We start from the raw sequence: 12,957 nt of genomic DNA on the forward strand, positions 1-12,957 counted from the left end.
CTTGAGGGCTGGAGAATGCGGGTCGCCATATTCTCCGGCACCACCCTCCTCTTCAAAAGCCATTGCCTCGAACCCCTGCCGCTGTTAATTGTTGGATGGTTGAACACGTATCAAGAAAGGAGGCTTCGCATGGATATTTCCTGCTTCTGGCGCAACCGCCAGATCTGCCACCTTTTTGCCCTGCAGACGCGTTTGCAGGGCTGACCGGAACACCAAAACTCTGGTTTGCCCGAAAGGCCGCGCAGAATGCAGCTTGTCTGCCGTTGCGCATGTTTTCACGACGGATCACCTCGAACCGATATCCCGTACTGCATTGTCGCAGACCACGGTTCGTCACAGATCCGTTTTGCCAGAGACAATTTCATGACCCTTATCACGCTTCGAAACCTCGGAATCATTCTGGGAAAGCCGCTTTTTTCCAATCTTGGCCTCACCGTGAATGCCGGAGACCGCATCGGCATCGTCGCTGCGAATGGCCACGGCAAATCCACCCTACTGAATTGCCTTGCCGGTGAACTGGACGCTACCAGCGGTGATATCACCCGGCTGCGCGGGCTGACGCAGTCCATCGTCCACCAGCACCTGCCCTCCCCGCTTTTGGAAAAGACGATGCGGGACGCCGTGCTTTCCGCCCTGCCGGCGGATGAGATCGACAATGAGAGCTGGCGCGCCGACATTATTCTTGATGCCATGCTGGTGCCGGAACCCTATCGTCATCGCCATTTGAAAGAGCTGAGCGGTGGCTGGCAGCGACTTGCCATGCTGGCGCGGGCGTGGATCACCGAGCCTGACGTTCTCCTGCTCGATGAGCCGACCAACCATCTCGACCTCGAAAAAATCAACGTGCTGGAAAGCTGGCTCGGTCAATTGCCGCGCGACACGGCGGTCGTCATCGTCAGCCATGACCGCGCCTTTCTCGACAATATCACGAAGACCACGCTGTTCCTGCGGCCGGAAAATTCGGCACTGTTCCGGCTGCCTTACGGCCATGCGCGTGCGGCACTCGAAGAGGAGGATGCCGCCGATGAGCGGCGTTTCCAGCGCGACATGAAAACCGCGCAGCAATTGCGCCGGCAGGCCGCCAAGCTCAACAATATAGGCATCAATTCGGGCAGCGATCTTCTGACTGTCAAGACCAAGCAATTGCGCCAGCGTGCCGAGAAACTCGAGGAGAATGCGCGCCCAGCACATAGCGAGCGCTCCGCCGGCAAGATCCAGCTCGCCAATCGCGGTACGCATGCCAAGGTTCTGGTCACTCTGGAGGATGTGCCGGTCTCGACGCCGGACGGGACATTGCTGTTTCGCACCGGCCGGCAATTTGTCCACCAAGGCGACCGCATCGTCATTCTCGGCCGCAACGGCGTCGGCAAGACGCGGCTGATCTCACTTCTGAAAGCGGCGATAATGGATGAAGGCCAAATACAGGACGGCATAAAGGCCACGCCTTCGCTGGTGGCCGGATATGTCGATCAGTCGCTTGCCGAAATCGACGACGACAGCACGCCATTTGCGCTCATGACCCGCCGATTCGACATTGGCGACCAGCGCATACACGGCCTGCTTGCGGGTGCCGGTATCGACATGGAAATGCAGAAACGTCGCATCGCAACGCTTTCCGGCGGCCAGAAGGCGCGGCTCGCCATGCTGGCGCTGCGGTTGGCGGAACCGAATTTCTACCTGCTGGACGAGCCCACCAACCATCTTGATATAGACGGGCAGGAAGCGCTTGAGGCGGAAATCATCAACCGTTCGGCCAGTTGCGTCTTCGTCTCGCATGACAGGAGTTTCGTGCGGGCGGTCGGAACACGTTTCTGGCTGATCGACAAGCGCAGGCTGGTGGAAGTCGACGATCCCGAAGCGTTTTTCGCGTCGGCATGAGGCCCGTCAAACGGGCTGAGAGTAAAACAAGCGAAACGCCCGTCAGCCCAGCAGGCTGGCGAGGCGTGGATCACCGGAAAAATCCGCGACCGCAAACCCTGTTCTGCGCATCGGAAATTCGCACAGTGCCTGCACCCCGGTCTTCGACAGGCGGATGCGCCAGCTCATCCGTTCCACCGGCATTTTTTCGGCAAAGGCTTTCGGCGACAGGACCGCGATATTGAGGCCACCTGCGGGATCACGCACCGAGCGGTAGAGGATCGCCTCGATCTTCGCCAGACGCGCCTGCTCGGCCAGCGCCTGGCATGGCTCGTAATTCTGCAGGTCGGTCCACAGCGCCTCGTCCCGGTTCAATTCCGGTTGCGTCAGGTCCAGCGCCGCATCGGTGGCGATACGGGCGGCAAAGGCGGAATAGTCAGCGGGATTGGCAGGCAGCGGTGTGCCGGGAGATTCCGCATAAAACAGCAGCCGGTAGAAGGCCATTTCGGCAAGCGCGGTTTCCACCTTGGCTGCGGCGTAATAAACGCCTTCGGTAAAGCCAGCCCGGCGGAAACGCGAGCCATGTGGATAGGCCGCGCCATACCGGAAGGGCGTGGCAAGAAGATAATCGAGCCCGGCGCATTCCGGCGGAAAGGGCCGCTTGCTCGCCTCCAGAATATCTTCCAGCAGCGATTGCTCCTCCACCGTATCCACCAGCTTCATGGTGGAAACCTGATGCTGCGCTTCCACCAGCCGCCAGTATTTTCCCGATGCGGCGCGCTTTTCAGACAGGAGCGCGTCGGGCGTCCAGATAGGAGAGGACATCGATCAATCCGGTAATGGTGGTGAGCCTCTCGGCAGGCACGGCGTTGAGCGCCGTATTGTGATTGCGCAGCCAGTTTTTGGCTACCGCCTCATCGCCGCCGGCGATTGCATCCAGCGAACGGAAAACCCGGATCAGCAGCACCGCAAGCTCGAAAGACTTGGCGCCCGGCTCCAGCAGGAAATCGAGCCGCTTCATACGCGACACCGTCGGGGCGGAAACACCGAGAATATCCGCGGTGCGGGCGGCATTAAGGCCCAGCCGCTCGGCAGCGGTCATAACGGCCTTGGTGACGACCCTGCCCTGCGAAGCAGGATCCATGGCGGTCTTGGCGTGAATATTCATGGCATATATCCTTTCCCTAGAAAGAATATAGCACTTTTATTTCCATAAACAAGAAGGCCGGGGATTAACCCGGCCTTGCTGCTGGAACTTGCTGGGTCAGGCCACAGAGACCGGCACTTCCGTGGAGGTGCGCATGGCGTGGCTGTAAGGGCACACGATGTGGGCGGCGGCTACCAGTTCTTCTGCCTTTTCGCGCTCAAGACCGGGAATGTTGACCTTCAGCGACACTTCGATGCCGAAGCCGGTGCCGTCTTCGCGCGGACCGATGCCAACGGTTGCCGTCACAGTCGTGTCTTCAGGAATCTTTACCTTCTGCTTGCCGGCGACAGCCTTCAATGCGCCGAGGAAGCAGGCGGAATAACCGGCTGCGAAAAGCTGCTCCGGATTGGTGCCGCGGGCGCCATCGCCGCCGAGTTCCTTCGGAACGGTCAGCGTTACGTCGAGTACGCCGTCTTCCGACTTGGCGTTGCCGGCGCGGCCACCGGTGGCGGATGCTTTGGTCGTGTAGAGAATAGGCATGGCATTTACTCCCGTTGGGTTGGTATTGGGTTTCTTATAATGCGCAATTCAATTGTGCGCAATATAATTTTGCACATTGAATAAAAAATTGTTTTTTGCGATAATTTCACGAAATTTCGCCGCGCATCCATGTGGCAGGAACCGAAAGGCAGGGCTGATTGTTCCCTTCCCGGTTGATTTTTGGAGCAGAACAATGGGCGCAGAGAGCGACGACACCAATTTGGAAAGCCTGTTGAGGCTGGACCAGCAGATATGCTTTGCCCTTTACGGCGCGGCGCACGCTTTCACCCGCGCCTATAAGCCGCTGCTGGACCCGATCGGCCTGACCTATCCGCAATATCTGGTCATGATGGCCCTGTGGGAAAAGGAAACCTCCACCGTGAAGGCACTCGGTGAAATGCTGGGCCTCGATTCGGGCACGCTTTCGCCGTTGCTGAAAAGGCTGGAACATGCCGGGCTGATCACCCGCAAACGCGGAACTGTTGACGAGCGGCAGGTGCTGGTGGCCGTAACGCCCAAGGGCGCCGATCTCAAAAAGGAGGGCGTGAAGATCATGGCGGCAATCGGCGACGCCACGGGCTGCGGGCTGGAGGAACTGGTGCAGCTGCGCGACCAGGTGAATGCGCTGAAGGAAAATATCGCCCGGCCGTGATCCCGAAAAAACAAAGGCGGCACAAGGCCGCCTTTTTATCCGAACAGGCTTGGCTTACTGCCAAACAACCACACGCGCCTTCTGCGGCACGCGGTCATAGAGGTCGATGACGTCCTGGTTCATCAGCCGTACGCAGCCGGAAGAGACGGCCTTGCCGATGGAGTTCCATTCCGGCGATCCATGCAGGCGGTAAAGCGTGTCCTTGCCGTTCTGAAAGATATAGAGCGCGCGGGCACCGAGCGGGTTTTTCAGGCCCGGTGGCATGCCGCCGTTCTTGGAAGAATATTTGACCAGTTCCGGCTGGCGGGCGACCATTTCGTCCGGCGGGGTCCATTTCGGCCATTTCTGGCGCCACTGGATGACGCCTTCGCCGGACCAGGCGAAACCATCGCGGCCGATGCCGACGCCGTAACGCATGGCGCTGCCGCCCTGCTCCACGACATAGAGGAAACGCGAGCGCGTATCCACGACGACGGTGCCGGGGCGTTCGCCGGTCGGATCGACTACGCGCTGACGATAATAACGCCGGTCGATCTTCTGATAGGGAACCGCGGGAATGACGTAACCGCCATCCTCGACCGAACCGTACATGACGGCCAGTTCCGCATCGCTAACGCCCGACGAGAACATCTGGCGGAAATCGCTGCCGATGCTGCTCGCCTGCTGGCGAATGGCTTCACCCGTGCCGGAAGAAGCGCAGCCCGCCAGCAACGAAGCGGAGGAAATACCCAGAAGGGAAAGGAAAGTGCGTCTGGAAAGATCTGTGTCGGTGCTTGTCATAAGGCCGGATTGTCCCACATTTCGAACGGCTATATCGCCGTTGTACATCGTTTGTTCCACGTACACAGGCGTATTGCGAAAATAGTTAACCGACCGCTAAAAGCCAGTCAGAAGGCGCTGGGGGAACCCCACGATGCAGCGCTTTCTTTTAGAAAGTGGTCAGATAACCACAATCTGTGCGCCCTTCGGTACGCGCTCGTAGAGGTCGATCACATCCTGATTGAGCATGCGCACGCAGCCGGACGAAGTTGCCTTGCCGACGGACTGCCAGTCGGGCGTTCCGTGCACGCGGTAAAGCGTGTCCTTGCCGTCCTTGAAAATATAAAGTGCACGCGCGCCAAGCGGGTTGTTGAGACCCGGCGTCATGCCGCCATTGGCGGCGGAAATGGAGGTGAGTTCCGGCTGGCGCCTGACCATTTCGTCGGGCGGCGTCCAGCGCGGCCATTTCGCCTTCCACTGGATCTTGCCGCGACCCGACCAGGCGTAACCGTCGCGCCCGAGGCCAACTCCATACCGGATAGCCTTGCCGCCCGGCTGCACCAGATAGAGAAAATGCTGCTTCGTATCCACGACGATTGTACCCGGCGCTTCCGCCGTCTGGTAGCTCACCTCCTGGCGGAGATAACGCGGATCGATGCGACCATAGGGAATGGCCGGCAGGGACCGGTCGTCATCGCGGATCGGGCCATACATGACCCGGTGCAGCGGATTGGAGACCGGAAGGCCATAGGCCATCGCCTGACCCTGCGCCTGCGGCACATTCAATCCCTGCACCTGCGGCGCGCTCAGGCCCTGCCCGCGCACCGGCGGACCGTATTCCTGATGGAAGCGGGTTCTGAACAGATCCGGCGGGCGCGTGGAAAGCTGACCCGGCTGTGGTGGCAGTTCCGGCTGGCGATTGGAGCTTACGGAATTGAAATTGAACACCGGCGCCGTTTCCTGAACGAAGACGTCCGGGTTCATCCGGCTCGTATCCGTCACGAAAAGGCAGCCGCTCAGGAAAGGCAGCAGCGCAATGACCGCCAGCGAGGCCGCCCGGCGGCAGTTTTTCAATAGGAGTGCTGTCATCTGAACCGCTTCATGAAACCAAGTTTGAAGGCATGATGCATTGCGCGGCTGGCGCGAGGCTGGTGTGTGCCTTTCAAAAAAAATCGGAAAAGCGCATTTTTGCCCTTGAACCTCTAGTTGCTAGAGGTGCCAGATTGGCTGTCGAGTGGAATTCAGGAGCTAGAACCATGAATATTTCGACACGCGGCAGTTTGAACGGGGAATCAGGAGACCTGACCTTCACGGTCGGCGGCATGGATTGCGGCAGCTGTGCGGCGAAGATCGAAACGGCGCTCTCCCGCCTGCCCGGCGTTGCCGACGTCAAGGTCTCCGTTGCGCGCGAAAGGCTGAACCTTTCGCTGGCCGAAGACAAAACGTCGGTCGCAAAAATCGAGGATACGCTGCGCAAACTTGGCTTCAAGCCCGCTTTGCTGCCGCAGGACAAGGCTCCGCGCGAAAAGATTGCGGCGGAACATCACGATCATGGGCATGATCATGACCATTCATCGTGCGGTGGTCATCACCATGCGGAAGCAGCACCGAGCATCGAGCAGAACAATGCTCTGGCCTTCTCTGTCGGCGGCATGGATTGCGGCAGCTGCGCGGCCAAGATCGAAACCGCGCTCTCGCGTCTGCCCGGTGTTGCCGACGTCAAGGTATCCGTTGCGCGCGAAAGGCTGAACCTTTCTCTGGCAGACAACAAAACCCCGGTCGACAAGATCGAGGACACGCTGCGCAAGCTCGGCTTCAAGCCTGCCTTGCTGCCGCAGGAAAAAACCGCACTCGGCAAGGTCGAAGAACATAATCACGATCATGCGGACGACCATAACCATGGATCATGCGGCGGTCATCACGGCCATGATCACGATCACAAACATGATCATTCAGGCCACGACCATTCGGGCCACGACCATTCGAGCCATGACCACGCCGACCACGACCACTCAAGCTGCGGCGGCCACCATCATGACGATGCGAAGCACGCGCATAGCCACGGGAGCGTTGAAACCGTCGCGCAGAGCGCCGACATAGGCCACGCCCATGGCGCGGATGAAAAAGGCGTGTGGTGGCGCACCGCCAAGGCGCGCAACACCTTCACCGGCACCATTCTCGTGGCCGTTGCCTATGCGGCTGAGCTTGGCTTCCCGGCATGGGGCAGTTACGCCTTCATCGTCGCAACGCTGGTCACGCTGTTTCCCATTGCGCGCAACGCCTTCAACGCCGCGCGTTTCGGGGCGATCTTCACCATCGAGATGCTGATGACGATTGCCGCCATCGGCGCCATCATCATTGGCGAGGCGGAAGAAGCGGCGATCGTCGTGCTGTTGTTCTCCGTTGGCGAGTTGCTGGAAGGCTTTGCCGCCGCACGTGCCCGCTCGGGCATCAAGGCTCTCGGTTCCCTGCTGCCAAAAACGGCACTGGTGGAAGAAAACGGTACGCTTCGGCAGGTTGCCGCCGATAAAGTTCGCATCGGACAGGTGGTCGTGGCGCGTCCGGGCGACCGCATTGCCGCCGATGGCGTTGTGATGGAAGGCGAATCCAGCGTCGACGAATCGCCGATGACCGGCGAGAGCATTCCGGTCGCCAAGGAAAAAGGCGCACGCGTCTTTGCGGGTTCGATCAACCATGACGGTTCGCTGCGCATTCGGGTCGACCGCGCGCCGGAAGACAACACCATTGCCCGCATCATCACGCTCGTTGAAGAAGCACAGGACGCCCGCGCCCCGACCGAGCGCTTCATCCAGAACTTCTCGCGTTATTACATGCCGCTGATCGTCGCGATTTCCGCACTTACCATCGTCGTGCCGCCGCTTGTGGGCCTTGGCGATTGGGACACCTGGATTTATCGCGGTCTCGCCCTGCTGCTGATCGGTTGCCCCTGCGCACTCGTCATTTCCGTTCCCGCTGCCATCGCCTCAAGCCTTTCGGCTGCGGCACGGCACGGTATGCTGGTGAAGGGCGGTGCGGTTATCGAGATGCTGGCACGCACCGAAACCGTGGCCTTCGACAAGACCGGCACGCTGACGCTCGGCGAACCTGTCGTGACGGATGTCGTGGCTCTTGACGGCAACGAGGCCGGGCTGATCGCGCAGGCCGCGACCATCGAGAACGAGTCCAGCCATCCGCTTGCCAGAGCCATCGTCAACCATGCCAACAAGGCAGGCGTAACTCCCCTGCCCGGCTCGGAGATCAAGGCGATTTCCGGTCGTGGCATGCAGGGCACCGTCGGCGGCAAGCGCCTGTTCATCGGCGCGCCGCGTTTTGCAACCGAAGTCGGGACCGTATCGACGGAACTTGCAGAGCGCATTTCCGCACTGGAAAGCGAAGGCAAGACCGTGGCTGTCGTCATGGCCGAGGGTGCGGCAAGCGGTCTCTTCGCCATGCGCGACGAACCGCGCAAGGATGCGGCAGAAGGCATCAAGGCACTGAAGGAGATGGGTATTTCCTCGCTTATGCTGTCTGGCGACAATGCCCGCACGGCAAAGGCAATCGGCAACAAGCTGGGACTTGAAGCGCGCGGCGAACTCCTGCCGCAGAACAAGGTCGAGGAAATCCGCAAGCTTGCCCAGAAGAAAACCGTGGTGATGGTGGGCGACGGCATCAACGATGCGCCCGCCCTCGCGGCTGCAAGCGTCGGTGTCGCCATCGGCTCAGGCACGGATGTGGCGATGGAAGCGGCGGATGCAGCGCTGATGCGCAACAATGTCGGCGATGCTGCCCGCCTGATCGGCCTATCGCGCGCCACCATGCGCAATATCCACCAGAACGTAACGATCGCGCTCGGCCTGAAGGCGGTATTCCTGGTAACAACGGTTACCGGCCTCTCCGGCCTGTGGCTCGCTGTCTTCGCCGACACCGGCGCTACGGTTCTCGTCACCGCCAATGCCATGCGGCTGCTCGGCTACTTCAAGAAGAGCGCCTGACTTTACGAGAGGGCCGAAAGCTGCAACGCGGTTTTCGGCCCTTTTTTATGCAAATTCGTTGAAAAAGCGGATGCTTTCCGTCACGGCGCCCGGCACCACGCCATTGTGTGTGCCGGGCAGCAGTTTTTTGTCGACCTTGAATCCCGAATACACGGCGCGGTCGACGAAAAGCTGGTGATCGGCGTCGAACGGGCGCTCCTCCGTGCCGCGCAGCAACAGCGCCGGGCATTTGAGGCTGGGGCCGAAACAGACCGAAGAGCGCATGATGAATTCCCGCTCGTCGGTTTCGTCGAAACAGAGTTCGTCCGAGTAGCGGTTGAAGTAACGCCATGAATTGACGCCCGCCGAAATCGGCGCGGCGGCACGGAATTTGCGGCTCATGGCGGCCAAGAGCGTCAGCGTGCCGCCATTGGAATGCCCGGCGATGAAGAAGCGTTTCCTGTCGATACCGGGCAGGCTTTCCAGATAGGTCGCCGCCGCCAGCGCATCCGCTGTTTCGTCGTAGAAACCGGAATAATTGCCGTTCTGGCCGTTTTCGCCCCGGAAGGACGGCAAAAGCACCACGAAACCCGCCTCCCAATATGGCTTCATCATCGCCCAATGGCCGTCACCGGTGGCGTTGCCGCCGTGCAGGAAAAGCACCGCGGGTTTGAGTACCGTCGAGGGCTGATAATGGGAAAGCCAGGCCACAAGCTCGATGGAACCATCCGGCCCGCCACGATAGGTGACCCGTTCCGCGCCCGGCGGTGTGCCGAGCGGCGATGATTTTTCCGGAGCGGACATTTTGCGCAGCAAATGGGTATGAAACCGTTTACGCGCCTCGCCGTAATCCTGCTTTTCCAGCGGCAGCACTTCGGGCGTGGGAATGCCCGCTTTCGCACCCGCGGGCAAAAGCGCCGCTGCTGACAGGCCCATGGCACCCACAAGCAGATTGCGCCGCGTCAGGCTCCTTAAGGTCGCGCCGCTTTCTTCCTGTCCGAATGCTGAGGAGAGAAAGCGTTTATCTGGCATATGCGCACCTGAGTGATCAAAACATTAGAAGCAGTTCAGCACTGCGGCGAGAGGCTGTCCAATCACGGATTCGCGAATGACAACAATGTATTCGCAGCCATCATGGCATTTTCTGGACAAAACATTCCCTTACTCCTGGGCTTGTCACAGGAATCCAGTCGACGCGCATCGGCTCGGCGGGAAGAGTCCCATCAGCCCAAGGACTTGGGCTGGCTGGATCCCTGTGACAAGCACAGGGATGAGGGAGACAGCGGAGACCCCTACCCATCAACGCCATCGATCATCGCCACAAGCGTCGCCAGGCGATCCGCCTCCGCCGGGAGTTTGTCGGCGCGAAGCCTCGCAATGCGTGGAAACCGCATGGCAACGCCGGATTTGTGGCGGTTGGAACGGTTGATGCCCTCGAAAGCCACCTCCAGCACGAAACCGAAATCCGGCGTGGCGCGCACCGCGCGCACGGGTCCGAAACGCTCGACGGTATTGTCGCGCACGAACTTGTCCAGCACTTCAAGCTCCGCATCGGTAAAACCGAAATAGGCCTTGCCAACCGGCACCAGCTGTTCGCCATCTTCACCTTCCGCCCATACGCCGAAGGTGAAATCGGAATAATAGCTCGAGCGTTTGCCGTGGCCGCGCTGCGCATACATCATGACAGCATCGATATTGTAGGGATCGCGTTTCCACTTGAACCACGGCCCCTTGGCGCGACCCGCCTGATAGGCGCTGTCGCGGCGCTTGATCATGACGCCTTCGATCACCGGATCGGGCGGCGCGGCGCGCAGCGTATTCAGCTCGTCCCATGTTGAAAAACCGATGAGCGGAGACAGGTCGAAGCGGTCATGCGGGGCATGTTCGATGATATCCGACAGGCGGCCACGGCGTTCTAGATAGGTCTGCGCGCGAATGTCGCTCTCGCCGTCGAACAGCAGGTCATAGGCGCGGATGAAGGCCGGATAGTCATCCTGCATCTTGGCCGTCACCGTCTTGCGGTTCAGCCGTTGTTGAAGGTCGGAAAAGGTGCGCGTGAGATTGTTGGAGCGCGCCGTGCCGCCAATCAGCAATTCACCATCCATCACGCCTTCGAAATCGATGGCATCGAGCACGTCGGGAAATGCGCCGGAAATATCGTCGCCGGAGCGGGAGTAGAGTTTGCGCGTCTCGCCTGCGCGGGAAAGCTGCACACGGATGCCGTCCCATTTCCACTCAGCCGCATAATCGGCAGGGTCCAGACCATCGAGATCGCCGTCTGCAACCGGGGTGGCCAGCATTACCGAGTGAAAGATGGCGGGCGTCGCCAGAACCGGTCGCTCGGACTTGCCCTCCAGCCAGGCGAAAAGCGTCGTGTAAGGCGGCGTCAGACCGTGCCAGAGGGTTTCGATTTCGATGATGTCCTTATCCGCGAAATCCGCCAGTGCCTGCCGCGCCAGCCGCGCCGAAACGCCGATGCGAAGGCTGCCGGTTGCGAGTTTCAGGAAGGCGAAACGCGAGGAGGTATCGAGCCGGTCGAGCAGGTCGCGCACCGCTCCGCGCACTTCGGTGCGGCCGAGCGAATTCATCAGCGTCACGACTTCGCCAAGACGGGGATCCTGCGCCTCGGAATCATCCAGACCGCCGATATTGCCCCAGACCAGCGAGATGGTCTCGGCCAGGTCGCCGACATAATCGTATGAATAGCGGAACAGCACCTCGTCCATGCGCTCCAGCACCAGCTCGCGCAGCATTGCGGGCTTGACGCTTTTGAGGTCCAGCGTGCCGGCAATCGCCGCCAGACCGTACCCCCGGTCCGGGTCAGGCGTATCACGGAAATAATCGGTCAAAAGCTTCAGCTTGCCGTTGCGCGATGGGGTGAGGACAAGTCGGTCGAGAAGGGTGGCGAAGGCTTTCATCTCAATCCCCCTCGTCTTCGTAACCGACAAGATGCAGCGGTTTGGCAGCAATGCCCTGCAATTCGCACCAGCGCACCAGCGCCTCCTCGCGACCATGCGTGACCCAGACGGCCTGCGCGCCAATTTCCTTGATGGTTTCCAGCAGTTCCGGCCAGTCGCAGTGGTCGGAGATGACCAAAGGCAGCTCCACGCCGCCCTGTTTCGCCCGCTGTCGAACCATCATCCATCCGGACGCGAATGCGATCAGCGGCTCGTTGAAACGGCGCGCCCAGCGCTCCTGAAATGCAGAGGGCGGGCCGACGACGATCGCGCCCTTGAAGATGGCGGGATCGCTTTTTTCAAGCGTCGCGGGGCGCAGCTCACCTAGATCGATGCCTTGCGACACGTAATAATCGCAAAGCCGTGCCAGCGCGCCGTGGATATAGATGGGATCGGCATAACCATTGTCGCGCAGGAGCCTGATAACGCGCTGCGCTTTGCCGAGTGAATAAGCGCCGACCAGATGGGTGCGCTCGGGAAACTGCTTGATGGAGGTGAGCAGCTTGCCGATTTCCACCCGCGGCAGCGGGTGGTGAAACACCGGCAACCCGAAGGTGGCCTCGGTGATGAAGACATCACACGGCACCGTTTCGAAGGGTGTACAGGTGGGATCGATACCGCGCTTGTAATCGCCGGAGGCAACGATGCGCATGCCGTTCATTTCCACGGAGATCTGCGCCGAACCCAGCACATGGCCCGCCGGGTGGAAACCGACGGTCACGCCGTTTACCTCCACCGTCTCCCCGAATGCGACCGCCTGCTCGCTGCCGCAGAAGTCCTCGCCGTAACGGATGCGCATGATATCGAGCGTCTGGCGTGTGGCCAGCACCGCCCCGTGGCCGGCGCGGGCGTGATCGGAATGGCCGTGGGTTATCAATGCACGCGCCACCGGCCGCACCGGGTCGATATAAAAATCGCCCGGCGGGCAATAAAGACCCTTGGGCGTGGAGTTCAGGAGCTGTTCCGGCTTCATATTCATTGAGATAGGGCCGCCCGCGCGAATTTAAAGTGCTGCGAGCATAACGCGGAACGGGCGTTAAATTTCCAGGGGTGCGGTTTTGTTTTCGCGCTCAG

General features: G+C 60.3%; 12 protein-coding genes. 4 read left to right on the forward strand and 8 right to left on the reverse strand.

Going from position 1 to position 12,957, the window contains the following annotated elements:
* The first annotated feature begins 15 nt into the window (after positions 1-15).
* Positions 16-204 (forward strand): hypothetical protein, encoded by a 189-nt coding sequence (locus ACQZ45_RS05085; protein WP_019564143.1) that lies wholly within the window; start codon positions 16-18, stop codon positions 202-204.
* Positions 205-363: 159 nt separating this feature from the next.
* On the forward strand, positions 364-1,878 hold the full coding sequence (locus tag ACQZ45_RS05090) for an ABC-F family ATP-binding cassette domain-containing protein (protein ID WP_113291406.1): 1,515 nt from the start codon (positions 364-366) through the stop codon (positions 1,876-1,878).
* Positions 1,879-1,920: 42 nt separating this feature from the next.
* On the opposite strand, the gene ACQZ45_RS05095 is transcribed toward ACQZ45_RS05090, so the two are convergent.
* From ACQZ45_RS05095 to ACQZ45_RS05105, 3 genes are all read right to left on the reverse strand, one after another.
* Positions 1,921-2,682, reverse strand: coding sequence for an RES family NAD+ phosphorylase (locus ACQZ45_RS05095; RefSeq protein ID WP_026330607.1), 762 nt, complete (start codon positions 2,680-2,682; stop codon positions 1,921-1,923).
* Positions 2,642-3,025 carry an MbcA/ParS/Xre antitoxin family protein gene (locus ACQZ45_RS05100; RefSeq protein WP_003511907.1) on the reverse strand — a complete coding sequence of 128 codons (384 nt, stop codon included), beginning with the start codon at positions 3,023-3,025 and terminating at the stop codon, positions 2,642-2,644. Before ACQZ45_RS05100 ends, ACQZ45_RS05095 begins: the two co-directional genes overlap by 41 nt.
* 96 nt (positions 3,026-3,121) lie before the next feature.
* Complete coding sequence (locus ACQZ45_RS05105; RefSeq protein ID WP_003511906.1) at positions 3,122-3,544, reverse strand: organic hydroperoxide resistance protein; 423 nt, start codon at positions 3,542-3,544, stop codon at positions 3,122-3,124.
* Positions 3,545-3,737: 193 nt separating this feature from the next.
* On the opposite strand from ACQZ45_RS05105, the gene ACQZ45_RS05110 reads away from it, so the two are divergent.
* Positions 3,738-4,196, forward strand: a complete 459-nt coding sequence (locus ACQZ45_RS05110) for a MarR family winged helix-turn-helix transcriptional regulator (protein ID WP_003511901.1) — start codon at positions 3,738-3,740, stop codon at positions 4,194-4,196.
* A gap of 54 nt (positions 4,197-4,250) precedes the next feature.
* Here ACQZ45_RS05110 and ACQZ45_RS05115 read toward each other — a convergent pair whose 3' ends face one another.
* Positions 4,251-4,976: a L,D-transpeptidase gene (locus ACQZ45_RS05115; protein WP_013635657.1), complete on the reverse strand. Its 726-nt coding sequence runs from the start codon at positions 4,974-4,976 to the stop codon at positions 4,251-4,253.
* Positions 4,977-5,135: 159 nt separating this feature from the next.
* Complete coding sequence (locus ACQZ45_RS05120) at positions 5,136-6,044, reverse strand: L,D-transpeptidase (protein ID WP_019564146.1); 909 nt, start codon at positions 6,042-6,044, stop codon at positions 5,136-5,138.
* 167 nt (positions 6,045-6,211) lie between these two features.
* On the opposite strand from ACQZ45_RS05120, the gene ACQZ45_RS05125 reads away from it, so the two are divergent.
* Positions 6,212-8,947, forward strand: a complete 2,736-nt coding sequence (locus ACQZ45_RS05125; protein WP_113291405.1) for a heavy metal translocating P-type ATPase — start codon at positions 6,212-6,214, stop codon at positions 8,945-8,947.
* A gap of 45 nt (positions 8,948-8,992) precedes the next feature.
* Here the strand turns inward: ACQZ45_RS05125 and ACQZ45_RS05130 are convergent, their stop codons facing one another.
* The 3 genes from ACQZ45_RS05130 to ACQZ45_RS05140 form a co-directional block, all read right to left on the reverse strand.
* Positions 8,993-9,958: an alpha/beta hydrolase family protein gene (locus tag ACQZ45_RS05130; RefSeq protein WP_003511897.1), complete on the reverse strand. Its 966-nt coding sequence runs from the start codon at positions 9,956-9,958 to the stop codon at positions 8,993-8,995.
* A 260-nt stretch (positions 9,959-10,218) separates the two neighbouring features.
* Positions 10,219-11,844: a cisplatin damage response ATP-dependent DNA ligase gene (locus ACQZ45_RS05135; protein ID WP_003511896.1), complete on the reverse strand. Its 1,626-nt coding sequence runs from the start codon at positions 11,842-11,844 to the stop codon at positions 10,219-10,221.
* Between the two features lies 1 nt (position 11,845).
* The gene (locus ACQZ45_RS05140; protein ID WP_162736158.1) at positions 11,846-12,862 is read right to left on the reverse strand and encodes a ligase-associated DNA damage response exonuclease; all 1,017 of its coding nucleotides are present in this window, start codon (positions 12,860-12,862) and stop codon (positions 11,846-11,848) included.
* Positions 12,863-12,957 lie beyond the last annotated feature (95 nt).

The sequence above is a fragment of the Agrobacterium sp. 16-2014-1-2a genome (genome assembly GCF_053522705.1).

Coding starts and splice junctions, on each gene's coding strand:
- ACQZ45_RS05090 (WP_113291406.1), top strand. CDS start 364: ATGACCCTTATCACGCTTCGAAACCTCGGAATCATTCTGGGAAAGCCG.
- ACQZ45_RS05095 (WP_026330607.1), bottom strand. CDS start 2,682: ATGTCCTCTCCTATCTGGACGCCCGACGCGCTCCTGTCTGAAAAGCGC.
- ACQZ45_RS05125 (WP_113291405.1), top strand. CDS start 6,212: ATGAATATTTCGACACGCGGCAGTTTGAACGGGGAATCAGGAGACCTG.
- ACQZ45_RS05130 (WP_003511897.1), bottom strand. CDS start 9,958: ATGCCAGATAAACGCTTTCTCTCCTCAGCATTCGGACAGGAAGAAAGC.
- ACQZ45_RS05120 (WP_019564146.1), bottom strand. CDS start 6,044: ATGACAGCACTCCTATTGAAAAACTGCCGCCGGGCGGCCTCGCTGGCG.
- ACQZ45_RS05140 (WP_162736158.1), bottom strand. CDS start 12,862: ATGAATATGAAGCCGGAACAGCTCCTGAACTCCACGCCCAAGGGTCTT.
- ACQZ45_RS05085 (WP_019564143.1), top strand. CDS start 16: ATGCGGGTCGCCATATTCTCCGGCACCACCCTCCTCTTCAAAAGCCAT.
- ACQZ45_RS05135 (WP_003511896.1), bottom strand. CDS start 11,844: ATGAAAGCCTTCGCCACCCTTCTCGACCGACTTGTCCTCACCCCATCG.
- ACQZ45_RS05105 (WP_003511906.1), bottom strand. CDS start 3,544: ATGCCTATTCTCTACACGACCAAAGCATCCGCCACCGGTGGCCGCGCC.
- ACQZ45_RS05100 (WP_003511907.1), bottom strand. CDS start 3,025: ATGAATATTCACGCCAAGACCGCCATGGATCCTGCTTCGCAGGGCAGG.
- ACQZ45_RS05110 (WP_003511901.1), top strand. CDS start 3,738: ATGGGCGCAGAGAGCGACGACACCAATTTGGAAAGCCTGTTGAGGCTG.
- ACQZ45_RS05115 (WP_013635657.1), bottom strand. CDS start 4,976: ATGACAAGCACCGACACAGATCTTTCCAGACGCACTTTCCTTTCCCTT.